This window comes from Streptomyces sp. NPDC002742 (assembly GCF_042888885.1).
Lineage (GTDB): Bacteria > Actinomycetota > Actinomycetes > Streptomycetales > Streptomycetaceae > Streptomyces.
In genome coordinates this window covers 1-22,625 of the sequence record NZ_JBIAQF010000050.1, presented here as the reverse complement: position 1 = coordinate 22,625, position 22,625 = coordinate 1, and the positions used below count along the sequence as shown (strand labels likewise).

At 69.0% G+C, this 22,625-nt stretch carries 25 protein-coding genes; 15 read left to right on the top strand and 10 right to left on the bottom strand.

Translation table 11 applies throughout. From position 1 onward, the window contains the following. The first annotated feature begins 65 nt into the window (after positions 1 to 65). Positions 66 to 488: a hypothetical protein gene (locus ACFYW8_RS43375; RefSeq protein WP_389093138.1), complete on the top strand. Its 423-nt coding sequence runs from the start codon at positions 66 to 68 to the stop codon at positions 486 to 488. A gap of 299 nt (positions 489 to 787) precedes the next feature. Next, positions 788 to 2,467 (top strand): murein biosynthesis integral membrane protein MurJ, encoded by a 1,680-nt coding sequence (murJ, locus tag ACFYW8_RS43370; protein ID WP_389093134.1) that lies wholly within the window; start codon positions 788 to 790, stop codon positions 2,465 to 2,467. Positions 2,468 to 2,541: 74 nt separating this feature from the next. Here the strand turns inward: murJ and ACFYW8_RS43365 are convergent, their stop codons facing one another. Then, positions 2,542 to 2,784, bottom strand: coding sequence for an integrase core domain-containing protein (locus ACFYW8_RS43365; RefSeq protein ID WP_389093130.1), 243 nt, complete (start codon positions 2,782 to 2,784; stop codon positions 2,542 to 2,544). Between the two features lie 182 nt (positions 2,785 to 2,966). Then, a complete protein-coding gene (locus ACFYW8_RS43360; protein WP_389093125.1) occupies positions 2,967 to 3,467 on the bottom strand; it encodes a hypothetical protein in 501 nt (166 codons plus the stop codon). 394 nt (positions 3,468 to 3,861) lie between these two features. Here ACFYW8_RS43360 and ACFYW8_RS43355 point away from each other — a divergent pair, with 394 nt between their 5' ends. The 4 genes from ACFYW8_RS43355 to ACFYW8_RS43340 all read left to right on the top strand — a co-directional run bounded on the left by ACFYW8_RS43355 (position 3,862) and on the right by ACFYW8_RS43340 (position 8,906). After that, on the top strand, positions 3,862 to 4,458 hold the full coding sequence (locus ACFYW8_RS43355) for a hypothetical protein (RefSeq protein ID WP_365881217.1): 597 nt from the start codon (positions 3,862 to 3,864) through the stop codon (positions 4,456 to 4,458). A 1,418-nt stretch (positions 4,459 to 5,876) separates the two neighbouring features. Further along, complete coding sequence (locus ACFYW8_RS43350) at positions 5,877 to 6,407, top strand: hypothetical protein (protein WP_389093119.1); 531 nt, start codon at positions 5,877 to 5,879, stop codon at positions 6,405 to 6,407. 40 nt (positions 6,408 to 6,447) lie between these two features. Next, entirely contained in the window at positions 6,448 to 6,867 is a 420-nt protein-coding gene (locus ACFYW8_RS43345; RefSeq protein WP_389093115.1) for a hypothetical protein, read from the top strand. 536 nt (positions 6,868 to 7,403) lie between these two features. Next, on the top strand, positions 7,404 to 8,906 hold the full coding sequence (locus tag ACFYW8_RS43340) for an alpha/beta hydrolase (RefSeq protein ID WP_389093111.1): 1,503 nt from the start codon (positions 7,404 to 7,406) through the stop codon (positions 8,904 to 8,906). Between the two features lie 27 nt (positions 8,907 to 8,933). Here ACFYW8_RS43340 and ACFYW8_RS43335 read toward each other — a convergent pair whose 3' ends face one another. The 4 genes from ACFYW8_RS43335 to ACFYW8_RS43320 form a co-directional block, all read right to left on the bottom strand. Then, positions 8,934 to 9,146 carry a hypothetical protein gene (locus ACFYW8_RS43335; protein ID WP_389093107.1) on the bottom strand — a complete coding sequence of 71 codons (213 nt, stop codon included), beginning with the start codon at positions 9,144 to 9,146 and terminating at the stop codon, positions 8,934 to 8,936. 435 nt (positions 9,147 to 9,581) lie between these two features. Beyond that, positions 9,582 to 10,490, bottom strand: coding sequence for an aldo/keto reductase (locus ACFYW8_RS43330; protein ID WP_389093104.1), 909 nt, complete (start codon positions 10,488 to 10,490; stop codon positions 9,582 to 9,584). A 402-nt stretch (positions 10,491 to 10,892) separates the two neighbouring features. Continuing rightward, entirely contained in the window at positions 10,893 to 11,642 is a 750-nt protein-coding gene (locus tag ACFYW8_RS43325; protein WP_389093098.1) for an SDR family oxidoreductase, read from the bottom strand. Positions 11,643 to 11,797: 155 nt separating this feature from the next. Then, positions 11,798 to 12,703 carry an AraC family transcriptional regulator N-terminal domain-containing protein gene (locus tag ACFYW8_RS43320; protein ID WP_389093094.1) on the bottom strand — a complete coding sequence of 302 codons (906 nt, stop codon included), beginning with the start codon at positions 12,701 to 12,703 and terminating at the stop codon, positions 11,798 to 11,800. Between the two features lie 142 nt (positions 12,704 to 12,845). Between ACFYW8_RS43320 and ACFYW8_RS43315 the strand changes: the two genes are divergently transcribed. Both ACFYW8_RS43315 and ACFYW8_RS43310 read left to right on the top strand, forming a co-directional pair. Next, a complete protein-coding gene (locus tag ACFYW8_RS43315) occupies positions 12,846 to 13,163 on the top strand; it encodes a putative quinol monooxygenase (RefSeq protein WP_389093090.1) in 318 nt (105 codons plus the stop codon). A gap of 97 nt (positions 13,164 to 13,260) precedes the next feature. After that, positions 13,261 to 14,241 carry an alpha/beta hydrolase fold domain-containing protein gene (locus tag ACFYW8_RS43310; RefSeq protein ID WP_389093085.1) on the top strand — a complete coding sequence of 327 codons (981 nt, stop codon included), beginning with the start codon at positions 13,261 to 13,263 and terminating at the stop codon, positions 14,239 to 14,241. 47 nt (positions 14,242 to 14,288) lie between these two features. Here ACFYW8_RS43310 and ACFYW8_RS43305 read toward each other — a convergent pair whose 3' ends face one another. Beyond that, a complete protein-coding gene (locus ACFYW8_RS43305; RefSeq protein WP_389093081.1) occupies positions 14,289 to 14,864 on the bottom strand; it encodes a CGNR zinc finger domain-containing protein in 576 nt (191 codons plus the stop codon). A gap of 46 nt (positions 14,865 to 14,910) precedes the next feature. Between ACFYW8_RS43305 and ACFYW8_RS43300 the strand changes: the two genes are divergently transcribed. Next, positions 14,911 to 16,188: an MFS transporter gene (locus tag ACFYW8_RS43300; protein ID WP_389093172.1), complete on the top strand. Its 1,278-nt coding sequence runs from the start codon at positions 14,911 to 14,913 to the stop codon at positions 16,186 to 16,188. Positions 16,189 to 16,273: 85 nt separating this feature from the next. Beyond that, on the top strand, positions 16,274 to 16,588 hold the full coding sequence (locus tag ACFYW8_RS43295) for a hypothetical protein (RefSeq protein ID WP_389093077.1): 315 nt from the start codon (positions 16,274 to 16,276) through the stop codon (positions 16,586 to 16,588). A 224-nt stretch (positions 16,589 to 16,812) separates the two neighbouring features. Here the strand turns inward: ACFYW8_RS43295 and ACFYW8_RS43290 are convergent, their stop codons facing one another. Beyond that, a complete protein-coding gene (locus ACFYW8_RS43290) occupies positions 16,813 to 17,163 on the bottom strand; it encodes a winged helix-turn-helix transcriptional regulator (protein ID WP_389093071.1) in 351 nt (116 codons plus the stop codon). Between the two features lie 68 nt (positions 17,164 to 17,231). On the opposite strand from ACFYW8_RS43290, the gene ACFYW8_RS43285 reads away from it, so the two are divergent. Next, positions 17,232 to 17,792 (top strand): carboxymuconolactone decarboxylase family protein, encoded by a 561-nt coding sequence (locus ACFYW8_RS43285; RefSeq protein ID WP_389093067.1) that lies wholly within the window; start codon positions 17,232 to 17,234, stop codon positions 17,790 to 17,792. A gap of 67 nt (positions 17,793 to 17,859) precedes the next feature. On the opposite strand, the gene ACFYW8_RS43280 is transcribed toward ACFYW8_RS43285, so the two are convergent. Next, a complete protein-coding gene (locus ACFYW8_RS43280) occupies positions 17,860 to 19,134 on the bottom strand; it encodes an acyl-CoA dehydrogenase family protein (protein ID WP_389093062.1) in 1,275 nt (424 codons plus the stop codon). Between the two features lie 67 nt (positions 19,135 to 19,201). Here ACFYW8_RS43280 and ACFYW8_RS43275 point away from each other — a divergent pair, with 67 nt between their 5' ends. Continuing rightward, positions 19,202 to 20,350: an acyl-CoA dehydrogenase family protein gene (locus ACFYW8_RS43275; RefSeq protein WP_389093059.1), complete on the top strand. Its 1,149-nt coding sequence runs from the start codon at positions 19,202 to 19,204 to the stop codon at positions 20,348 to 20,350. Here the strand turns inward: ACFYW8_RS43275 and ACFYW8_RS43270 are convergent. Further along, complete coding sequence (locus tag ACFYW8_RS43270; RefSeq protein ID WP_365881188.1) at positions 20,307 to 20,837, bottom strand: helix-turn-helix domain-containing protein; 531 nt, start codon at positions 20,835 to 20,837, stop codon at positions 20,307 to 20,309. The genes ACFYW8_RS43275 and ACFYW8_RS43270 overlap by 44 nt on opposite strands. 170 nt (positions 20,838 to 21,007) lie before the next feature. Here ACFYW8_RS43270 and ACFYW8_RS43265 point away from each other — a divergent pair, with 170 nt between their 5' ends. The 3 genes from ACFYW8_RS43265 (at position 21,008) to ACFYW8_RS43255 (ending at position 22,306) form a co-directional block, all read left to right on the top strand. Further along, positions 21,008 to 21,538: a hypothetical protein gene (locus ACFYW8_RS43265; RefSeq protein ID WP_389093054.1), complete on the top strand. Its 531-nt coding sequence runs from the start codon at positions 21,008 to 21,010 to the stop codon at positions 21,536 to 21,538. Between the two features lie 50 nt (positions 21,539 to 21,588). Next, the gene (locus tag ACFYW8_RS43260) at positions 21,589 to 21,888 is read left to right on the top strand and encodes a hypothetical protein (RefSeq protein ID WP_389093050.1); all 300 of its coding nucleotides are present in this window, start codon (positions 21,589 to 21,591) and stop codon (positions 21,886 to 21,888) included. A gap of 259 nt (positions 21,889 to 22,147) precedes the next feature. Continuing rightward, positions 22,148 to 22,306 (top strand): hypothetical protein, encoded by a 159-nt coding sequence (locus tag ACFYW8_RS43255; protein ID WP_389093045.1) that lies wholly within the window; start codon positions 22,148 to 22,150, stop codon positions 22,304 to 22,306. Positions 22,307 to 22,625: the final 319 nt, after the last annotated feature.

Sequence of the window (22,625 nt, the reverse complement as noted above, 5' to 3'; positions counted from 1 at the left end):
CGTGAGGGTGGGATGATCCTGTTCTCTCCGGTATGCCTGGCGACGCCACGTCAACCGGATCGCCGGTGACCGACGAGGAAGACGAAGGATCGATGACGCTGAATGTGGGCCAACGGGTGCGGCTGGCGGCGGATCTCCGGTTGGCCGGGTCGGTGACCCCGGATGGGGAGCCTCCGGAGGAGTCTGGCGCCTTCGCTGCCTCTCTGGCCTTGGCAGCAGGCATCGAGGGCACTGTCGAGCGTGTGGACGAGCACCATCGGCAGCAGAGCCACGAGGTCAGTGAGTACCTGCGCCTCAAGTCGCTCCTCGACGACTTCGGCCATCAGATGCCGTCCGCGAGCAGAACACAACTGGAGGAGCAGGTCGGGGCCTTGGAAGAGCACTGGGCCGCTTACCAGCGGCGGATGCTCCGCGTCACGGTCCGCGTCCGGCTCGACAACGGATTCGTCATCGACGATGTCCCCGAGGAGGTTTTCGCCCGCGCCTGACCCGGCGAGTCGGGGCGCTCCCTTCCCGCGTGCCGGACTGAAGTCGGGCAGGACACTCGGGTTTGAGGCTGTAGTGCGGGTCGAGGCTGTTCTTGGCGGCTTGCAACGCCAGTGCGGAGGGCTCGGGGCGCTGGAGGTCGCAGGCGGAGCGGTCACCGTGCCGTCACGGTTCCAACTGGAGCGCCCAATGGCACGACTCACAGTGCTACTTGGCCGAACGGCGCCCTCGGGGGTGTCCATGGGCCGCTACTTCCGAGGCTCCTTCAGGCGGGTGAAGGAGAGGATCGTAGATTGTGCCCATGATCGATGAGACGTCGCCCGAGCGGTTAGAACGGTCCGCAAGACGGAGGCACGCGGCCCCGAAGGAGCCGAAGAGCGGGGGCGGACTGCTGCGTTCGTCCGCGCTGATGGCGGCGGGAACGGTGGTCTCGCGTGCCACCGGACTGATACGGCAGGTGCTGCAGGCCGCCGCGCTGGGCACGGGGCTGCTGGCCACCACTTACAACCAGGCGAACACGGTGCCGACCAGCCTGTACTTCCTGCTGATCGGCGGCGCGCTCAACTCTGTCCTGGTTCCCCAACTGGTTCGGGCCCGCGCGGAGGATCCCGACGGCGGCGCCGCCTTTGAGCAGCGCCTGGTCACCCTGGTGTTTTGCGTCCTCGGTGTGGGGACCGCGCTCGCCACGTGGGCCGCTCCTGCGATCATCAGCGTCTATCAACGGGACACACCGTCCACGCACGACGCGTTCGAGCTGACCGTGGTCTTCGCCCGCTTCCTGCTCCCGCAGATCTTCTTCTACGGCGTGTTCAGCATCTTCGGCCAAGTCCTCAATGCCCGGAACCGGTTCGGCGCGATGATGTGGACCCCGGTCCTCAACAACCTTGTCCTGATCTCCATGTTCGGCCTCTACCTCGGCCTGATGACCGCTCCGGATCAGGTCTCGGACATCAATGACGCCCAGGTCAGACTGCTCGGTGTCGGGACCACACTCGCTCTGGCCCTGCAGGCGCTCGCCTTGATCCCCTACGCCCTCGCGGCCGGTTTCAGGTTCCGGCCGCGCTTCGACTGGCGAGGAACCGGTCTGCGCAAGACTGTGAACGCCGCCCGCTGGACCCTGCTGTTCGTGCTCGCCAACCTCGTGGCCGGCACAGTGGTCACGAGGTTGGCCTCCGCTGCCGACGCGGTCCTGCCGCAGGCCGGCGTCGGCTACACCGCCTACAGCTACGCCCAGCAGATCTGGATGCTGCCCCAGTCGATCGTCACGGTCTCCCTCGTGACCGCCCTGCTCCCGCGCATGAGCCGGGCAGTGACCGAGCATCGTCTCGACGACCTGCGCGTCGAGCTGTCCCGCGCGCTGCGGGTCAGTGGTGTCATCATCGTCCCGGCTGCCTTCTTCTTCCTCGCCTTCGGTCCTCAGATCGCTCGGCTGCTGTTCGCCCACGGCGCCGCCGACGCCGTCGGCACCGTCCCCCTGGGCCACATGCTGCAAGCGTTCGGCCTGGGACTGATCCCGTTCTCCGCCCAGTACCTCCTGCTGCGCGGCTTCTACGCCTTCGAGGACACCCGCACGCCGTTCCGGATGGCTCTGTGGATCAGCGGCATCAATATCGCTCTCGCCATCGGCTGCCATCTCCTGTTGCCCCCGCGCTGGGCGGTCACGGGGATGGCCGCCGCGTACGCCCTGTCCTACGCGATCGGCCTGGTGCTGACCGCCTTGCGCCTGCGGCGACGCACGCAGGGGCTGCTGGACGGTCGGCGTATCTGTCGCACCTACGCAAAGCTGACCGTGGCCGCCACCGCGGCCGCGGGTGCCGGGTGGTTCATCGCCCGCTCCTGCAGTCAGGGCTTGGTGGTGTCAGCCTCTTGGACGCCGGCGGTTTCGCTGACTTCGGGCGGCATCGCCTTGGTCCTTGTGTTCCTGGTCTTTGCCCGGATCCTTCGGATCCGGGAACTGCGCAGCCTGCCGGGTCTGAGCTGAGCCCGGCACCACTGCGTGACACGACTGGCTCCACGGCTCGCCAACCGGCCTTCACCCGGAATCCTGGAAACGGGTTATGTGGCTGGGGCCAGGGTGGTTGATGCCGTGGCGAGGGCCTGCTCGCAGGCGGTGGGACGGCGTTGTCCGAGACGGGAGTGACGGCGCCGGGTGTTGCAGCGGTGTAGCCACCGGAGTACCGCCAGGTGAGCCTCGCGCTCGCTGGTCCAGCCCTTGGCACCCCGCGGCGTTTCCCGCTTGCAGGTCGCGTTGAACGACTCCGCGAGCGCATTGTCCGCGCTGCTCCCCACCGCGCTCATGGACTGCCGGTTGCCGGTCCTGTGGCAGGCGGCAGTCCATGAGCGCGGCGAAGCTGGATCGGGCTCCGTGATCGGTGTGGATCACGGCCCCGGCAAGGCTGCCGCGGATCCGCTCGGCCGCGGCTGCTCCGGGTGACGTCGCCGCCGTATTCCGCGGCGCGGTCGCCCTGCGCCGATCGTGGTCAGTGCGGCAGTCCGACGTCGGCCGCCTGGCGGAGGACCTCACCGCATGTAGGGGCCGGGGCCGTCGCTCGCTCGGCGAGGAGGATCAGGGAGTGGCGTACTTCTCTGCTCAGCTGGAAGAGCTGGCGGCTCGCCTGTCCGCTCTCGTAAGCGGACAGGCGGAAGCGTTTGACGGCTTGTTCGTCTCGCCCGTCGGCAAAGGTTTCCGGCAGCCCGGCGAGCAGTTCGAAGTCCTGCTTGCCGGTTGCCGCCTCGGCGACGCTCCGCACGGACAGGCTACCGAATTGGGCGGCCAGCACGGCCGCGTCAACCGCGACCGCATGAGCTGCCAGTGCCGTGAACACTTCGATCGTCCGCTCGCCCACCGTCGTGTCGATGTCCCAGATCCGCAGGTTCTCGTGGCGCTCGGCCCGCCTCCCGGGTTCCTGATCCACCATCGGTAACAGAACACGGCCCAGGCGGGCACAGCGGCTCCACAGCGTGTCGGGGTCCGGGGTCACCGTCGATCCTCTCTGCGGCGAGTGAGGGCCCGCCGCCGCCGTGGGATCCGGCTGCTGCGGGCCTTCCAATGTCGCATCAGGCGCAGGGTACGTACAGGACTGGGCTGTTCGCTGTGCCGGTGCCATGGGAACCTCCAGAGCTGACGAGGGTTCCGACCGTGCTGGTACGCCAGGCGACGTTCGGTCGCCGGGACGGTTCACGCAGGTCGCCGCGGTCGAAGAGCGCAGCGGTGGCGCGCACTTGGACTGGCGGGCGGTGCCTGCCGTCACCAGGGCGCGCGGCCCGCTGAGCCGCCCACCGGTGAACGCGGGGCCTGTGCGCCTTCCGGCTCGCTGCCATCGAGAGAGGCCAGGAGAACGCGGCCTGATGGTTCGTGTGGTCGACAATGAGCGCATGGACGTTCCTGAGCTGCTCGAATCAGCTTCCCTGTTGGTTCCGGAAGATACCGCCACCGAGAACGACATCACGGTGCGGGACATCTGGGACTACCTCGTCCACGACGAGTGGGAGATCGCCCTGGGCCTGCTGGAGGAGTTCGGGGACACTCGCTCTCTTCCTCTGGAATTGTGGGAGAAGCTCGCCGAAGCGGCTGAGGAGCTCCGGCTCGAGCGGAGCGCGGCCTGGTGCCACTGGCGGTGCTCCGAGATCCGCAACGGCGTGGTCCGGGCGGATTTGACGCTCCGTCCTGCCGCCGAGGCGCGACGCACGACGCCAATCTCCGGCGCCGGTGTTCTGCGGCCCATGTGGGACATCGGACACCTCTCGCCGACCGGCGGACGTGCGGTCAGCATCGCCGCACTCTGGGTTGAGAACATGCCCGTTCTGGAGCCTGGCGGGCGAGCCACGGTTCGCCTCGTGCCCCTCTCTCCCGCCCACTGGACGAACGTCCAGCCCGGCCAGCGGATCACCATGCACGAGGACAGAACCGTGGCCGGCACCGCAGTCGTCCTGGAGGTTCATCGTCCTTCCACCGTCATGCCCGCGGGATGACGTGACTGGCTCACAACCTCCCTGCTGGTGCACGTATCCCCGTACTTGACGGAGCACTCACCAGGGCCTGCGAGATTTCCGTGAAGCCGGGGTGCGCCACCGTGCGCCGGTGACGCTCCGTCACGGGTAGCGGGACCGTCAGAGAGTGTGACGTCCTCGTACGGATCATGTCTCCGCACGTTGATGTGGTGCGGGTGGAACGAGTGTGGGCGGCACGCGGGGTGGTCCGCATAGCGGCCTGCACACGTGAGTCGACGGTGGCGTGTCGGACTGCGGTCGCGGTTCTGCGCGGGTGCACGGTCGCTGTTGCCGCACGCCGGCCGATGCCGCTGTCGGTGGGCGCCCTGCTCTGATCGAGCTGACGGTGCGGCGGTTGCTCTTCGACAGCCCGGGCTGCGGCGGGCGGACATTCGCCGAGCAGGTCCAGGGGGGTCCGCCCGCTGACCCGCAACGGGTCGGCGTCTCGAGGAGGCGACTGCGCCCACGCCTTCAAGTTGGCGGAGGCTGCCTGTCCAGAGCCGGCCAGGAGCGGTGGTGGGTCAGGAACTTGATGGAGCGTCATTTTCAGCTGCCGGGTGGTAAGGCGTCTGCGGTCTCACGCGAGCCTGTCCCCTCGCACTCGAACACCGGGGTGACACTCCGCGGCGACTTCCCGAGACCTGTACCAGAACCCGCAACCCGTGAACACGGCCACCCGGCCGGGAGCGAAGGGACGAACTCCAAAAGGAGCTTGAGGTTCCCTCACTTCTCCGTGACAAAGCCCACCGCGCGCCATCCAGGCTCATAGTGGATCAAAACGCTCACTCGGTGATGTGTGCACACCAGCCAGGCATTAGCTTTACGACTTCTTCATCGCTCTCTGACCACCTGACCAAGGGTCGAATGCACACCATGCACATACCACCGCCCGTTCCGGGGGAACGGGTCACCTCGCGCGCGCTCAGACGCCGGCCCCGCACCACAGCCTCGCTCGCCCTCTCTCCGACTCTGCTGAGCGGGGTGGTCCTGACAACGCCCTGGCCGGCCGGCGCGGCAAAACCAGCCGTGAACGGCCCGGCCGGGAAACTCTCCGCTCCCGACGTCAACACGCCCGCCCTCGCTGAGGCGAAGCGCTCCGGCAAGCGGGTGGAGGCGCTGTCCGAGCGCACCGAGGCACATGATCCGCTACCGCGGGGCCAAGTACGTCCCGGCCCTCTCCGTCAAGCCGGGAGATCTCGTGCTCTTCAAGTGGAAGAAGGAACGGGCCTACAACCACGTGGCCATCGCCGGGCGCGAGCGCCACTGGCTCCAGCTGATCCAGTTCGACAGATCGACAGTTCGAACAGGAGCAGCCTCGCGGCCGCCATCCCGCGGTACCGCGGCAAGCCCAACTACATCCAGCGGGTCATCACCCCCTGCCCGAACGCGAGGTCCTGACCATGGCACGGAAGACGACGCTCACCCGCTTCGCACTGGCCACCGCCGTCACGGGCGGACTCCTGACGGGCTGCACGTCCGACGACGAGTCCCTGGCGTATCAGACGGACTACAGCAATCACCGACCGCTGCGGGTCGTCGGCTATCCCTCCACGGGAAGTCTTGAGACGGTGCAGAAGACCGTGTGGCGGCTCGCCGACGGCGACGTCGACGGTCTGGCCGCGCTCGCCGTCGACGACACGCACGCCGAGGCCACGGCCCGCAACTGGGTCAGGGCCTTCGGCACCGCCGCCAAGGGAGACGTGGCAGCGGACTTCTACGACGAGGGCTCCGTACGGCAGGTCGTGGTCCTCTACTTCGCCAAGAGCGGCCAGATCAAGGAGATCGAGGCCCGCATAGGAGAGGACCACGACTCCTGGGGACTCACCCTCGCCGAGCCCGACCCGGCAGAGGCGACGGCCAAGCCCACATGGGCCCCGTCGAAGCCGGGCCACTCCGGGTCCCGTACCTCCGGCACCCCGTCCGGGAACTAGGTCGTGTGTCGGAAGCGAATCGTGCGCATAGGGTGTCGGCATGTCGCTGAGTCACATAGTCCTCTTGTCCGGTCGTACGATCCGGCTCACCGGGCTGCGGATGTCTTCGACCTACGGGGGGATGCTGGAGGGGTACCCGTGCAAGCGCATCAACGACCTGAAGGTCAGTTGGCTCCAGCGGCAGGCCGAACGCGCGTTTTCCTCCACGCCGGTCCATCTCGTTCCGCCCTCCCGCGAGTACCCGGACGAGACCGCCGGCGCCTTCGGTCCTGTTGAGGTGCTGCCTTCCGTGGCTTGCGCCGGTGTCTTCGACTCCGCGGCGCTCGACCCGTCAATGGACGGCTCCACCCTCGTCGTCGCCTGGTTCCAGCCAGCACCGCAGGTACCGGCGGGCGAGGACGCCGATCTTGCCCTTCGTGGCATTGACTGGGAGGAGCTGGCCCGGGACTACGAGCTGTAGCGACGCGTGCTGATCACAGCCGCTCGTTGATGGCCGCGACCAGGACAGTGGCTTCACAGCGGACCGCGAGCTTGATGCCCTATGGATGTCAAACAGCGGCTCCGGCGGTACCTGTCTGGCCAGTCGGAGGGTTCGCCGGGACGATGGACGCGCGGCCGGCCCGACCCGATGCGGGGCACGCGGACCTTTGCCGGCATGGGTTCGAAGGAGTCGACGCTCAGGTCCCACGTGATCGCACCCTTCGCGTCGGCCAGTGACTGGAGTCGGGTGAGGTTCCTGGGCGGCGCCCGCACACCGGCGGTCGAGCCGTGTCCCCGTGCGCCACCGGCTGACCGGCCGTGACGAGCCCGCCGTCCCGGACATCGCACGCCAGGCGTCCGGCTGTGCTGTCAGAGGCGGCTTGTATCCTGCACGCATTCGACGATCGGACGATCACGGATACGGGCACGGAGCGGGCGTCCAGGGGCGGGAGCGCGGGGATTTCGATGAGTGACGCACATCCGATACAAAGCCATAGACCGGGCCTCTCGGTCGGCGTGCGCATCATCGCGGTGGTCGTCCTCGTCGCGATCGGGGCCGTCAGCGCCTGGTTCCAGCACGACGCTCGCGGCCGGAGTGCGGAGCCGCGTACGGAGTTCACCGCGAACAACCCGCCCGCCGGTCTGCCCACCGCGCTCACCACCGGCCAGCACCTCCACTGGTCCAACTGCACCTCGCCGCCCACCGCGCGCACGGGCTACGACTGCGCCACCATGAAGGCCCCCCTCGACTACCGGAAACCGGAAGGCAGGACGATCGGCGTCGCCCTGATCCGCCGCAAGGCCACCGGCCCGAACGCCCGGCGCATCGGCTCGCTCGTCCTCAACTTCGGCGGCCCCGGCGTGTCCGGCGTGAGCGGACTGCCCGAATTCCTCAACGACTACGAGCCGCTCCTCGACCGCTACGACCTGGTCTCCTTCGACCCGCGCGGCGTCGGCGCGACCATCCCCGTGCGATGCGGGAAGACCGCGGACGACACCGGCCACGACGAGGCCGAGGCCTGCGCCGAGCACTCCGGGGCGCTCCTCCCGTACATCGGCACCTCGCACACCGCGCGCGACCTCGACCTGATGCGCTACCTCCTCGGCGACGAGCGGCTGCACTACTTCGGCGTCTCGTACGGAACGGCGCTCGGCGCGGTCTACGCCCACCTGTACCCGTCGCACGTCGGACGGCTGGTCCTCGAAGCGTCCGTCGATCCGACCGAGGACCTCGACGAGAAGCAGGTGTCGCAGGTCAAGGCGGTCCAGGCGGCGTTCGACCGGTTCGCCGCGCACTGCGCGGCCCGTATCCGCCACTGCCCGACCGGCGACGGGCCCGAGGAGGCCGCGCGGCGCATGGCGCGCCTGGCCGACCGCCTGGAGAAGAAGCCCGCCCCGGCCGGCGCCGGAAGGACCCTCGACGCCGACGACCTCGCGTACGCCGTCGGCCACCATCTCCGCCTCGGCACGGACGGCTGGGCGCCGCTCGCCAAGGCCCTCACCGCGCTGATCGACCACAACGACGGCCGTCCGCTGAGCAAGGGCGCGGACGACATCGGCTCCGCCTACCGCGCGGCGACCCCGCGCGACAGCAGCCGCGCCGCCCTGACCGCGATCACCTGCGCGGACTCCAGCCTGCGCCCGGGCTTCGAACGCCTCGACCGGGACGAGGCCCGTATCAAAGCCGCCTCACCCGTCTTCGGCGCGGCCTGGTCCATCGGCGTCTACCTCTGCTACGACTGGCCGTTCGACGGCGAGCGCGCCACGCTCCAGGTGAACGCCGACGGCGCTGCCCCCGTCCTGGTGGTCGGCGGCACCGGCGACCCGATCACCCCCTACCCCGGCGCCCGCCACATGGCCCGCGCCCTGGGCGACGGCGTCGGCGTCCTCCTGACGGCCGAGGAGGAGGGCCACGGCACATATCCGCAGAACCGCTGCGTCAAGGAAACGGTCGACCACTACCTCCGCACGGGCCGCACCCCGGCCCCGGGGACGGTGTGCCGGGGCAGCATGTCCTGAGGCTCGTACGGATCCGCCGGGCGGCCGTCAGCACACCGGTTCGCTCGCATGCGCCCCGGGCGTGCACCACCACACCGCCCGGTCCGAGACCGCCTTCGGGTGGGTGCCGGTGCGGTGGTCGGGGCAGAGCGGCCGGACGACGCGCAGGCGGGCCACGAGGTCGCTCCGGACGGCCTCGGCCACAGCGACGTGGATCCCCAGCGGCTCCGTGTCCCGGACGGGCGAGCCCGCGAAGGACATGTCTCGGCGACACGGTCGAAGGACTCCCTGACGCCTGCCAACTTCTGCGCGAACGCCGACCACGCGAACGCGGCCGGGGGAAGGGGCCCGTTCACCTCGAACACCTCCCGCATCCACGGGGGCGGCGCGACTGCGGGACGTGGGCCGCCAGGGCGGAGGCGTGTCAGCCGCCGCGTTCGTCGCGTTCCCCGTCAAGTCCTTCTGTTCGGCTTCTTGAAGTCCGTGGCTTCACGCAGCTTCTGGCCGCTGAGAAGATCACCGCCATGACCATCTCGTTCCGCATCGACCGAATCCTCGGTGACCGTCCCTTCGCCGAGGTCGGTGATCCGGTCCTCGCCGTCGATGACGCGGGCCGGGCCGCCAGTAGGGAGTTGTCGGACCCTCTAAATTTCGAGCCGGCGGCCTGTGCAGCGGCTTCCTGCTGGCAACGGCCCGTTATGCGTCGGCTGGCCGCAGCGAGGTGAGGCGTGCCATCTCCTCCTTCGAGAGGCGCAGTGCGCCGGCCGCCATGTTTTGGGCGAGGTGGTCCGGATCACCGGTCCCTGGAATCGCCAGCACATGTGGCCCTTGCTGCAAGGTCCAGGCCAGCCGGACCTGCGCGACGGACGCGCCGTGCGCGCGGGCGACGGCGTACACCACCTCGCTGTCACTAGCGGCCGGACCCGCCTCGCGCCCGCGACCGGCGATCGCGAAGAACGGGACGAAGGCGAGGCCGAGTTCACCGCAGAGCCGCAGGAGTGCCCGGTCCTCACTCGACGCACCGATCCCGTAAGGGTTCTGTACGCAGACGACCGGGGCGATGGTCCGGGCCTCGGTCAGTTGCTCGGACGTGACGTTGGAGACGCCGAGGTGGCGGATCAGCCCGGCATCGCGCAGCTTGGCCAACGCGCCGAAGTGCTCGCCGATCGAGCCGGTTCGTCGGCTGGGTGGCACGCGTAGGTTCACCACGTCCAGGTGATCGCGGCCCAGTTGGCGGAGGTTCTCCTCGACCTGGCCGCGCAGCTGCTCCGGCGCGGCCCACCACCACTCGCCCGAGGGATCGCGGTTCGGCCACACCTTGGTGGTGATGACCAGATCTTCCGGGTAGGGCGTCAGCGCCCGGTTGATCAGCTCGTTGGCAGAGCACGTCGCCGAGAAGTAGAACGCAGCGGTGTCGACGTGGTTCACGCCGAGCTCGATTGCCCGCCGGAGCACGCCGATCGACCGATCGCTGTCACGCGGCATGCCACGATCGAAGGGCGCGGTACCCGTCAGGCGCATTGCGCCGAACCCGATGCGGTTGACGGTCAGGTCACCAAGCTGCCAAGTAGCCGTGGCTGCCGCGGTGTTCGTTCGTGGACTCATGACATGGATCTCCTCTTGTGGGCTGGGAAGGGGGAACCGACGGGTGGGCGCAGCGTGTTCAGGCCGCTCGGCGGGGCGAGCACCCCGAAGCGGGTCCACCAGTGCCGGGGTAGGCGGGCCCCGGGCATGAAAAAAGCCTCCCCGGCGGATCGAGATCCGCACCGGGAAGGCTTACGTGATGATCATCATCATTCTAGTAGGGCAGCAAGGGCGTTCGCCAGCAGGTCATCGGATACTGGGGCTTCGGGCACGGGTGTCCGGGGCCGAGGATCTGAAGCGTTGCCATGCCCTCATGGACATGCGGGCTCAGTCCGCCGTGTGACGCCGCGTCCGCCGGGAGCCGTCGGTGCGTCGTTCCCGCGGGGGCTGGACGACGCGCCGGTGGCAACGACTCTGCCCGCGTCACTTTGCCTGGGCGAGCCGGACCGCGTCGGGACCGGCCGGGAACCGGAGCTGGCCGGTCGTGTCGTGCACGGCTCGCCACACTGCCTCGGCGACGTCGCTCTCCGTGGTGAACAGGTCCTGGCCCGTGAACTCGCCCATGGCCTTTTTCGCCCAGGCCGCGTAGGGCGCCGGGACCAGTTCGTCCAGTGGGGCGCCCTGCGTCGCCGTGGCGGCGAAGTTCGTCGTCAGGCAGGCGCCCGGCTCGACCGTCTTGGCCTGCACGCCGAACGGCGCGAGTTCGAGCGCGAGGGAGGAGGTGAACCCCTCGACGGCCATCTTGCTTGCCTTGTAGACCGCCGAGAGCGGCATGTGGCCCAGCACCACGCTGGAGGTCACGTTGACCACTACTCCGGAGCCGCGCTCGCGGAACTGGGGCAGCACCGCCTGGGTCATCGCCATCACTCCGAAGGTGTTGGTCTCGAAGACCTCCCGGACGCGGGTCATGGGGGTGCCCTCGAACACGCTGATCGAGGGAACGCCCGCGTTGTTGACCAGGACGTCGACGGGGCCGGCTGCATCGAGTGCGGCGGTGATGCTGTCGGGCTCGGTCACGTCGAGTGCGACGACGCGCAGCCGGTCCGTGGAGGGCAGCACGCCGGGACGCGGGGTGCGCATCGTGGCGATGACGTTCCACCCCTGGGCGTGGAAGTGGAGGGCTGTCGCCCGTCCGTATCCGGACGAGGTACCAGTGATCAGAACGGTCTTCATGGTGATCCTTGCGATGGGATGGGATCCCCGGCCGGACAAGCATTTTCCTGCTCAGCCCGGGGGTTCGGTGATTCCATTGAATCGCTCTGACCTGCTGAAACAGTAGAACTATCCTCGCCTCTTCCTGCACGATCCTCGCTTGTGTGCCGGATTGTTCAGGGCAGGATGGTCACGGGGGTGAGCGTGGTGCCGCGTAGGCGGGCGGCGTCTTGGCTCGGGGGCGCACCGAACTGGCGGCGGTATTCCCTGCTGAACTGTGAGGGGTTGTCATAGCCCACGCGCCGGCCGATGCCGGTGACGTCGCCGGGGTGGGTGGCGAGCAGCAGTCGGGCCTCCTGCAGCCTGATCTGCTTCTGGAACTGGATGGGGCTCATCGCGGTCACCGCCTGGAAGTTGCGGTAGAAGGCGGAGACGCTCATGCCGGACATGCGTGCCACGTCCTCGACGCGGAAGGGCTGCGCGTAGTGCTCGCGGATCCAGCGTACGGTCCGGGAGATGTGGCTGAGGCCGCTGTCGGCCAGGCCGAGTTCGCGTACCGTCGCACCCTGCTCGCCGGTGATCAGCCGCCACAGGATCTCGCGCTTGACCAGCGGCGCGAGTACGGCCCGGTCGCGGGGTTCGTCGAGCAGGCGCAGCAGCCGGACCACCGCATCGAGCAGCGAGGCCGAAGCGTCGCTGACGGCGATTCCCGAAGGAATGCCTTTGCCAGTGGGGGAGAGGTCGCCGGGTCCGGCCTGCAGCAGTACTTCCGCGACGGCGGAGGGCTCCAGGGTGAGGCCGAAGCCGAGGGCCGGCTGCGCGGTATCGGCCTGGGTGAACTGCCCCGTGACGGGCAGGTCGACGGAGGCGACCAGGTACTGGCCGGGGCCGTACTCATAGACCCTGTCGCCCAGGGCGAGGCGTTTGGTGCCCTGGGCGATGACCGCCAGCACCGTGCCGGACATGGAGGGCGCCGGTGGATCCGGCCGGTCGACCTTCGAGATGAGGACGCCGTCGATGGCGGTGGTCCAGTCGGGCCGGGCATGCCGAGCCAGGAGGGTGCGGAGCTCTTCGAGGCGCATGCGTCCATTGCAGCACCCTCCGCCACCGCACTCCCGAATCCGCGAGGATTATGCAAGTGTCGGCGAGCATCATTCTAACATTCTCGCAGGTCAGAGCGATTGAATGGAGTCACCGCACTCCACCACAGGGAAGAAGAATTCCATGATCGATGCATATGGCTTCAACGCCACCCTGACCGCCAGGACCGGGATGGGAGACCAGCTGGTCGACCTGCTGCTGAGCGGTCTGAACGAGGGCAGCCCCGGCGCGAGCGAACACTGCGTCGTCTACCTCGTCTCCCGTTCCGCGTCCGACCCCGACGTCGTCCATGTCGGTGAAGGGTGGACCAGCGAGGAGGACCACCACCGGGTCTTCGCCGGCGACGCCGCGCAGGCCATCGTGGCCCAGGTCGAAGGGCTGCTGGCCAAGGAGTCCGAGTACACCGACTACGTCCCGGTCCGCGGCAAGGCCGCCTTCTGAACCCCGGACAGATCCACGCCCTCCTGCCGCCCAGGTCGCTGCGCAACCCCGCCCTCGTCCAACCGCCCGGCACCATCCCCACGAAAGGCTCCTGACCATGACCCCGGCACGCCCCGCCCTGGACCCCGAACTCCGCGAGCTGCTGGCCGACATGCCCCTCATGCCCCGGCTCACCTTGGAGACTCTCGCGCAACTGCGCCGGCTCGCCCCGGAGCCTGTCGACACGCTCCTCGCACACCGGCAGGTCGACCGGCGCGAGATCACCGTGCCGGCCAGGGACGGTGCCCGGATCCGGCTGTCGGTCTTCAGCCCCGCGCACCTTGACCGCGCCGCCGCCGCGCCTTGCGTCTACTGGATCCACGGCGGCGGGATGGTCATGGGCGACCGCTTCTCGCAGATCGACATTCCGCTGGAGTGGCTCGACAGGTTCGGCGCGGTCGTCGTCTCCGTGGACTACCGGCTCGCACCGGAAGCCACCGGCACCACCCTCGTCGACGACTGCTACCAAGGTCTGCTCTGGACTGCCGAACACGCCGCCGAACTGGCCATCGACCCCGCCCGGATCATCGTCGCCGGCGCCAGTGCGGGTGGCGGCCTCGCCGCCGGCCTCACCCTGCTGGCGCGCGACCTCCACACCCCGGCGATCGCCGCGCAGGTGTTGATCTGCCCCATGCTCGACCACCGCGACACCACCATCTCCAGCCGCCAGTACACCGGCGTGCCCGGCGTGTGGACCGGCGAGATGAACGCGTTCGGATGGCGTGCCGTCCTAGGCGACCTCCCCCACGACGAGATACCCCTCTACGTCTCGCCCACGCTGGCCGACGACCTCTCGGGCCTGCCCACCACCTACATCGACACGGGCTCCGCGGAAGTCTTCCGAGATGAGGACACCGACTACGCCACCCGAATCTGGGCGGCCGGCGGACAGGCCGAACTCCACGTCTGGGCCGGCGGCTTCCACGGCTTCGACGCCCTGTACCCGCAAGCACACATCTCCGCCACAGCCCGCCGAACCCGCACCGACTGGCTGGTACGACTTCTCGATTCCTGGCGGCAACCACCCGGAGCTGAGTGAGCGACTGAGAACCGTTCGGATGCGGAGCTCTTCCGAGTGGGCCAGCCTCATTCCCGGCCGGCTCTGCGCGCCCGGTGGGCGGCTGCCTTGACTCGGCTTTGGCAGGCTGTGGAGCAGAACTGGCGGGCGGCGTTGCGTGACGTATCGACGTAGACCCGATCGCACTTTGGGGCCTGGCAGACGCCGAGGCGTCCGACGAGGTCACTGCCGATGGCGAGGGCAAGGGCTGTGGCGCATCCGGCGCTCCAGCCCACCGCGAGGGTGTCACTGGTTCCGTGGAAGTGGACCTGCCAGGGCTCCCCGGCGGTGTGGTCCAGCTGCGGGCGGGCGCCGGTGTTGCGCAGAAGGGTGTTGAGGGTGCTCGCCGCCTGGTCGAGGTCTTCGCTCTCGACGGCGGCGAAGACGTGGCGCAACTGTTCGGCGGTGCGGGCCAGGTAGGCGGCCTGCTCCGGTTCGACCTCCTCGCGGCTGAGGCCGCCGGGCGGGAGGGCCGCGACAACGGCGTCGGGAAGGTCGTCATCGCGCGGTGCCTCATAGGTCTTCCCGCGCCGTGAGCCGTCCGTCAGCTCGTTGACGAGCGAGGCGGCAACTTCCAACAGCGTCGCGATGTGACTGTCGAACATCACTTGACCGGTCACTCCCTCGGATCTAGCGTGCGTGACTGTCATTATGCAATTCGTCAGTGATGGACAGGGTGGCTGGATGTGTTTCTTGTCAGCTGGAGAGCCACTGCCACGCGCGGTGTGGTGGCTGATCGCGGCGCGCGCGGTCAATCGGCTCGGGGCGTTCTCGCTGTCCTTTCTCACAGTGCTGATCGCCACCCAGTACGGTGCGAGCGAAGCGACCGCCGGCTTGGTCTCGGCCGCCTTCGGCCTGGCGACGGTTCCCTCGCGGCTGGTCGGCGGGCGTCTGTCGGACCGTGTGGGGCGGCGCCGCACCATCGTCGTCGGACTGGTGGGCTGCGCCGTGGCCCAGTTGGGGATCGCCGCCGCCGACAGCCTGGTCATGGCCGTCACCTTCGTGGTGCTTCTCGGTCTCGTCTTCGAACTGTACGAGCCGCCGAGCCAGGCAATGATCGCCGATGCTGTAGGCGCCCCCGAGCATGTGCGCGCCTACAGCCTGCTCAACGCCGCGCCGGCCGCGGCCGGCATGGGTGCCGGGCTGATCGCGGCGGGTCTGGGGCGATGGGACTTGCGGTGGCTGTTCGTCGCCGACGCCGTCACCTGCCTGCTCTGCGCGCTGGTGGTGCAGCGTGTCCTGCCCGGCGACCCGGCGCGAGCCAGCCGCGCCCCAAATCAGGCCGACAACGTCGCTCCATGGCGTGACTCCACGCTGATGGCCCTACTCGCCTCGGGCACGCTCTTCGCGCTGGTCTACCTCCAGATCATGATCACCCTGCCCCTTTCGATGGCTCACCGCGGCCTGCAACCCGCCGACGCTGGACTCTTGTTCACCACCTCAGCCCTCACCATCGTCCTCGGACAACCGCTGCTGCGTCTCAAGCCGATCGCCGCCCTGTCCACACCTGCCGCCTTCGCCACGGGCTACTCGCTGCTCGCGGTGGGCCTGGCCGGATATGGCGTAACGCACACCCTGGGCGCCCATCTCGTGCCGACCATCGTGTGGAGCCTGGGCGATCTCGTCCTCATGGGCCGCGTGTATGCCCAGGTCGCCGACCTTGCCCCGACAGGCGGTACCGGCCGTTACATGGCTGTCTTTGGTACGAGTTGGGGAATCGCGGGGGTCCTCGCTCCCGTGGCCGGCACCCAACTGCTGCAGTACAAGGGAGCGACCACACTGTGGCTCGCCATGTCCGGCGCCTGTCTCACCCTGGCCATCACCCAGCCGTTCCTCGCCCGCGCCATCGCCGCACGCACGTCCCCACCGGCCGCGGCGGCGTCCCCGAGCACACCCTTCGCCGAGAGCTCACAGCAACAGGATCGATGACGGGGTAGCCGTAAGACCTGCCCCAGAGAGCGTGCAGGGCCTCCATCACGGCGGTGTTCCGTGCTGCGCGGGCGGGCAGACCGTGGTGTCTCAAGGTGTCGGCGACGGCGAGGGCGACGGCGACGGCGAGGGCGAGGGTGAGGGCGAGGGCGAGGGTGAGGGCGAGGGGGTTGCGCGGGTGTCCGGGACTGTGACCGGGCAAGAGATATCGGCCCCTGGCCGTGTTGCTGTGCCGGGGGCCGTGCTGGAGCTGATCGCGTCCGCCTTCACCGGCTGCGAGTCCACCACGGCCGCACTCGGCTCCGGACTGCGGCCTTCGGCGGCGGGGCCAGCCTCCCGCAGCCGTTCGTGCAACTCGCCCACGAGCCCTGCGTCCCGCCACCGGGTGAAGAAGACGTAGACGCGCGGCGAGGGCGGGAAGCGACAGGCGTCGCCCGCTACTTGATGCCATTGTCGACGAGGTGGCGCACCGCGTCGATCATCTGCGTGGCGGTAACTCTCCGGTCCGCCGCCACGGCCCGCCGGCCAGCCCGGAACCGGCAGCAGATCCTTCACCAGGGCCCACTCGGCATCGCTCATGTCCGAGCCGTACCCGGGCGGCCGGACCTGCCGCGTTCGGCCATTTCAACCCTCGGCCGTGGCGGTGTCCGTTTCCGTTGCCCATCGTCGGCTCCAGGCGTCCAGGGGGCTCAGTGCCTCGACCAGGTCCTGACCGAGTGGCGTGAGGTGGTAGCCGTCGCCGTGCAGGGTGAGCAGGCGGGCGCCGGTCAGCTCGTCGAGGCGGGTGCTGAGCACGCTGGAGGACATGCGCTCGCATCGGCGCTGCAGCTCGCGGAAGCCTGCCGGTGTCTGACTCAGTTCCCACAGGATGCGCATCGTCCAACGCCGTCCGAGCAGATCGAGTGCGGCCATGACCGGACGGCCCGACTCGGACCCCCGCACCGGCACACCAGGCCGTGGCGCTTCGGCTCCCATTGCCCACTCCTTGCGCTTCGCTTCTCGAAGCATGATACTGATTCGAAAATCGAAGCAGGGGGTATCGCATGCCGCGCATCGAACCGCTCACCCCGCCGTACACGGCCACTGTCGACCAGGCACTCCGCCGGTGGATGCCCCCCGACGTGCCGCACGAGCCGCTCACGCTGTTCCGCGTCCTGCACCGCAACCCGGAACTGGCTTCACGTATGTTCGCCCTGGGCGCCGGGCTCCTGGGACACGGCAGCCTCCCCGCCGTCGACCGAGAGCTCGTCATCGCCCGCGTCACCGCACGCACCGGCTGTTCCTACGAGTGGGGTGTACACACCGCAACCCTCGCCCGGCAGGCCGGGCTCGGCCCCGAACAGCTTCAGGCAACGACCGACACCGATCCTGCGGCGAACGTCTCATGGCCGCCACACCATGCGGCATTGCTCGGCGCGGTCGACGAACTGCACGACACGGCGCAGCTCTCGCAGGCTGCCTGGGACGCCCTGCGTGTGCACTACGAGGATGGCCAGCTGCTCGAACTTCTCGTTCTGGCCGGCTGGTACCGCACGATCAGCTACCTGGCCAATGGGCTCCTCCTGGAAGAGGAACCCTGGGGCGCCCGTTTCCCGGCCCGGTGACTGCACTCGGCGCATGTCTGGCTGTTGACCAGCGTTCCGTTGCCCCTCCCGGTGCCGGCGTGCTGCCTCAGGGCGCGGCGGCGGGCCGCGGACGGGGTTCCTTGGGGAGGCCGAGGAGCATCTCACCGACGATGCCGCGCTGGATCTGGGAGCTGCCGCCGTAGATGGTGGCGGCGCGGGCGTTGAGGTAGACGCTGGTCCAGGAGGCCGAGGAGTTCGGTGCGCCGGCGTCGTCGGTGTAGTACCAGTTCGGTGAGGGGTCGCCGGTGGGGGTCAGGGCGTCGAGTCCGAGGACGTCCATGGCCAGTTCGGTGGCCTTGCGGTGGTACTCGCTGGTGAGGAGCTTGACGACCGCGGCCTGAGGACCGGGCTCGTGTCCGCCGGCGAGCCGGGTGGCCAGCCGTAGGCTCTGGCAGTGCAGTTGCTCGACCTGGACGTGGCACCAGGCGAGGCGCTGCCGGATATCAGGGTCGTCCCTCAGCCCGCGGGAGACGATCAGGTCGGTCAGCCGGTCCAGCTCGTCGCGGAGCCTGATCGGCATGAGGACGTAGGTGTCGGCGCGCTCGAAGTTCAGCAGCGTCATGGCCACCGGCCAGCCCTGGCCCTCCTGGCCGACGACGAGATCGGCGTCGGTGACGGCGTCCGTGAGGAACACTTCGTGGAAGTGGGTCTCACCCGTGAGATTGCGGATGGGGCGGACCTCCACGCCGGGCTGGTCGAGCGGCACGAGCAGCAGGCTGAGGCCCTTGTACGGGGATGCTTCGGGGTCGGTGCGGGCCAGCACGAACATCCAGTTGGACAGGTGCGCCGAGGAGGACCACAGCTTCTGGCCGTTGATCACCCACCGGTCGCCCTCGCGGACCGCGCGGGTGGCGAGCGCGGCCAGGTCGGACCCCGCGCCGGGCTCGGAGAAGCCCTGGCAGAACACGTACTCGCCGGAGACCAGGCGCGGCAGGAATCGCCTGCACAGCTCGGGCGAGCTGTGCTGCAGCATGGTGTTGCCGAGCATGCTGATGCCGAACGTGTCGTTCTCCGCGCCGGTCGGGATCCCCGCCCGCACCAACTCCTCCCCGAGCGCGATCTGTTCGGCGGGTCCGAGCCCCGCGCCGCCGTACTCGGCCGGCCACGTCGGTGCCACCCAGCCCCGCTCGGCCAGCGCCTCACGCGCTCGGGCGGTGAAGTCCCGCCGCCCGGTCGGGCCGAGGGCGCCGATGCCCTGCCAGTCGCCGGGTACGAGCCGGGCGATGAACTCGCGCACTGAGGCGCGAAACAGCGCGATGCCGGCGGATTCCTGCAGATCCATCGAGGCCCTTCCCGTGAAGAAGTCCTTGCGGATCTCCACAGTTGCGTAGATAGACTCACTCGTCAATGTCATCAGCCGTCAACTTCCGGCACTCCGAGGAGCGGCCATGCGCTTTGCCCTGACCGACGAGCATCGTGAACTGACCCGGACCGTGCACCGGCTTCTGGTCGAGCGCCGTGGGGCCTTCCCGCCCGCCTTCGGCCCGACCCCGGAACCCGACCCGGACCTGTGGCGGGAACTGGCCGGTCTGGGACTGCTGGGGCTGACGGTCCCCGAGCGGCTGGGCGGGGCGGGGGCCGGTCTGCTGGAGGCCGCGCTCGTCGCCGAGCAGGCCGGGGCCACGCTGCCGCCCGTGCCGTACCTGCCGGTCGCCGTCGCGGCCGCGGTGCTGGCCGGGGCTCACGGAGACGCGGGGAACGGCCCCGGAGCCGAGATGCTGAAAGGGATCACCGACGGCTCGCTGCTGGTGGTGCCGGCCTGGGAGACCTTCCCCCGCTCGGTCGCCGGCCGGCACCGGACCGACACGCTGCGTCTGGAGGACGGCCGGGTGAGCGGGTCGCTGACCGCCGTGCCGTACGGCACGGACGCCGACGTGCTGCTGGCCGTCGCGGGCGGGGCACTGGTCTCGCTACGACTGGACCGGCCCGGCGTGCGGCGGGTGGCCCGAGACGGACTGGACGTCGTGGAGCGGATCGCCGCGATCGAGTTGGCCTCAGTCGATGCCCATGTACTCGGACCAGGCCGGTTCGGTGACCGGACTCTCGCGGCGGTCCGGACTCTGTTCGCGGCCGAACTGGTGGGCCTGGCGGGCCAGTGCGTGGACGCGGCCGTGACCCATGCCAGGGAGCGGCATCAGTTCGGGCGCCCGATCGGCTCGTTCCAGGCGGTCAAGCACACCCTGGCCGACCGGCACATCCAGGTCGACGCCGCGCGACTGCTGCTGCACTGGGCGGCGGCGACCGGCGATCCGCACGCCGCGAGCCTCGCCGTACAGGCAGCCGGCGACGCCGCCGACGCGGCGAGCGCCGACAACCTGCAGACACTCGGCGGCATGGGCTTCACCTGGGAGGCGAGCGCGCACGTCCTGCTCAAGCGGGCCCGGACCAGGCGCGCACTGCTCGGAACGTCCGCCCGGCAACTGGACGCCATCGCGGACCGTCTCCTCGAGACCCGGAGCCCGAGCCCGAGCCGGGTTTCCGACCGGCCGGCGGTCAGTCCGCGGCGCTCGTCGGCTCCATCGCCTCGTCCAGCTTGAACCGCCGCCGGATGTCCGGACGGCTGAGCAGTTTGGCCGGGTAGCCGGGGCCCGGGCGTGGTGTGACGTCCTCCCAGGCGAGCGGCTCCTTGCAGTGGGAGCACACCACTTCGCCGTGGACGTCGTGGCCGCAAGCCTCGTGCCGGGTGATCACCGGCGGTCCCGCCTCGTCCGACAGCCAACGGTCGCCCCAGCTCGTCATGGCGAGGATCACGCCGTAGAAGTCGCGGCCGGACTCGGTCAGCAGGTACTCGTGGCGGACCGGCTGGGTCTCGTACACGTGCTTCTCCAGCAGTCCCGCCTCCACCAGCCTGCGCAACCGCTCCGACAGGGTGTTGCGGGCGATGCCCAGCTCCTGCTGGAACTCGTCGAAACGGCGGATCCCGTAGAACGACTCCCTCAGTACCAGGGGGGTCCACCAGTCACCGAGCAGGTCCATGGTCCGGGCCACCGAGCAGGGCCAGTTCGCGAACGACGTACGCCTCATGCCCCGATGGTACGAGTCTTTCGACGAAACTCAGCAGGCAGGGGGGCTGCGGACCTTGCGGCAGCAAGTCTTTACAAGCAACTATGCAGGTAGGTGAGAGGGGGAGCCCGAGGTCATGGAGTGGACGGGACAGGTCTGCGCGGACACGCCCACCGTTGCCGCGGAGACGTATGGCGAGCCACGGTCGTGGACTGCGAGGAGCCGCGGCGCTTCGCCTGTGCCGTGAGCGACTCGCCCACCCGATGAGCGTGTGGCGGTTCACGCCGCGCCCGCAGAGGACGGGCACGGCGCTGGAGCGATGGGCGCAGCTGGGCCCGGCCCGGTCCGGGCTGAGCGCGCCGTCAGGGCCTGCTCCAGGTTTCTGCAACGCCGAGACCGCTCGTGCCGACGACACCGTCATCATTACCGTGCCCTGGGAAGGGTTCGGCCCCCTCCTGACCGAACCCCGGGTCACCGCGGCATTCCACCACCTGTCGGCCGTACCGCTGAGCGATCCTTCCATCGACACGATCAACACGGACGTCATGGTCCTCGGGGACCGGCGCGCGGACCCGGACCTCGTACAGGCCCTCATCGACCGAATCCCGGGCACGCGCGGCGTCGGCACCGTGCTGTGCTGTGCTGTGGCGACCCGGTATGACAAGCTCGCGGTCCGCTACGAAGCGACCGTCCTCATCGCCGTGGTCAACGAGTGGCTCTGACCGCGGTAAATCCTTCGCCGGCTGCGACTCCTGACCATTACCGTGCCTGCATGGGGATCAGCGTGCAGGTCAGGACATTCACGGGTGCGGTCGAAGCCACGTGCGTGCATCCTGCCATCGCTGCCTTGTGCGCGCAGGCAGCGAGCCAGAGCCTCCCCCTGCTTGGGTGCGTCGATCCTTACGACGACACCGTGTTCAACCGGTCACAGCTCAGGGTCCTCATCCCGGAACTCCAGGGCCTGACCGAAGTTTCAGCCGCCGAAGAAACCGAAGCGGCGCACGCAATCCTTGCCCTGGCCGCTCAGATCGAGCGCAAGGCGCACCGGTACCTCGTCTTCAACGGCGACTGACGACGTTACTTTCGCAACACGCCCTTCGATGAGGGACGTTAAAGATCAAGCTGGACGGCCGTATTGCCGACCGTGACGTCGTCGACCTCGGGATTCCCACCGCCGCAACCGCCGCCACCGAACCGTAGAGGATCGGTGTCGTTCCTGACACGCTCTTGGCCACAATCGCGCGTACTACCCGTGGACGCATCTCCAGGACGACAACTGGCTGAGGCTCGCGCTGCTGATGTGGGACCACCTCGCGCGGGTCCGTCCCAGCGTGTTGGAAGACCGAGACGGGGAACTGGTCCGTCAGTTGCGCGCCGAGTCGGATTTCATCGTAGAGACCGCGCCCAGTCCCACCGTCCTGGACGCCGTCGCGGAGTCCTTCGGCGAGATCTTCGCTGCGGCACCGGGCTTTTCTCCTGGAGCGGTATGAGCTGACGGAACCGCAGGTGACTTTTTGGGTCTGGCGAGGTACGCCTGACCGGGTGGCGTGACTACGAGCCTCCCATGACACAACACGTGGTAAAGGGGCCGCCTCTAGCGGAACTTCTGACCTGGGTCCATCTCGGTGGTCGGGGTTCGAGGATGGGCGGGGGCTGAGGGATTCGCTCGTCAACATCGACCTTGCGATACCGTCCGAAGGATTGGTATGGACCCCTAGGGCGTGTGTGATGTCGTGATCAGTTGGCGGCTTTCAGGAGATCGTCGATCCAGATCATTGCGGCGCGGAGGTGGAGGCCGGCGAGGTAGCT

Coding starts and splice junctions, on each gene's coding strand:
- murJ (WP_389093134.1), top strand. CDS start 788: ATGATCGATGAGACGTCGCCCGAGCGGTTAGAACGGTCCGCAAGACGG.
- ACFYW8_RS43365 (WP_389093130.1), bottom strand. CDS start 2,784: ATGAGCGCGGTGGGGAGCAGCGCGGACAATGCGCTCGCGGAGTCGTTC.
- ACFYW8_RS43355 (WP_365881217.1), top strand. CDS start 3,862: ATGGACGTTCCTGAGCTGCTCGAATCAGCTTCCCTGTTGGTTCCGGAA.
- ACFYW8_RS43350 (WP_389093119.1), top strand. CDS start 5,877: ATGGCACGGAAGACGACGCTCACCCGCTTCGCACTGGCCACCGCCGTC.
- ACFYW8_RS43345 (WP_389093115.1), top strand. CDS start 6,448: ATGTCGCTGAGTCACATAGTCCTCTTGTCCGGTCGTACGATCCGGCTC.
- ACFYW8_RS43335 (WP_389093107.1), bottom strand. CDS start 9,146: ATGTCCTTCGCGGGCTCGCCCGTCCGGGACACGGAGCCGCTGGGGATC.
- ACFYW8_RS43330 (WP_389093104.1), bottom strand. CDS start 10,490: ATGAGTCCACGAACGAACACCGCGGCAGCCACGGCTACTTGGCAGCTT.
- ACFYW8_RS43325 (WP_389093098.1), bottom strand. CDS start 11,642: ATGAAGACCGTTCTGATCACTGGTACCTCGTCCGGATACGGACGGGCG.
- ACFYW8_RS43320 (WP_389093094.1), bottom strand. CDS start 12,703: ATGCGCCTCGAAGAGCTCCGCACCCTCCTGGCTCGGCATGCCCGGCCC.
- ACFYW8_RS43315 (WP_389093090.1), top strand. CDS start 12,846: ATGATCGATGCATATGGCTTCAACGCCACCCTGACCGCCAGGACCGGG.
- ACFYW8_RS43310 (WP_389093085.1), top strand. CDS start 13,261: ATGACCCCGGCACGCCCCGCCCTGGACCCCGAACTCCGCGAGCTGCTG.
- ACFYW8_RS43305 (WP_389093081.1), bottom strand. CDS start 14,864: ATGTTCGACAGTCACATCGCGACGCTGTTGGAAGTTGCCGCCTCGCTC.
- ACFYW8_RS43300 (WP_389093172.1), top strand. CDS start 14,911: ATGCAATTCGTCAGTGATGGACAGGGTGGCTGGATGTGTTTCTTGTCA.
- ACFYW8_RS43290 (WP_389093071.1), bottom strand. CDS start 17,163: ATGGGAGCCGAAGCGCCACGGCCTGGTGTGCCGGTGCGGGGGTCCGAG.
- ACFYW8_RS43285 (WP_389093067.1), top strand. CDS start 17,232: ATGCCGCGCATCGAACCGCTCACCCCGCCGTACACGGCCACTGTCGAC.
- ACFYW8_RS43275 (WP_389093059.1), top strand. CDS start 19,202: ATGCGCTTTGCCCTGACCGACGAGCATCGTGAACTGACCCGGACCGTG.
- ACFYW8_RS43270 (WP_365881188.1), bottom strand. CDS start 20,837: ATGAGGCGTACGTCGTTCGCGAACTGGCCCTGCTCGGTGGCCCGGACC.
- ACFYW8_RS43265 (WP_389093054.1), top strand. CDS start 21,008: ATGGCGAGCCACGGTCGTGGACTGCGAGGAGCCGCGGCGCTTCGCCTG.
- ACFYW8_RS43260 (WP_389093050.1), top strand. CDS start 21,589: ATGGGGATCAGCGTGCAGGTCAGGACATTCACGGGTGCGGTCGAAGCC.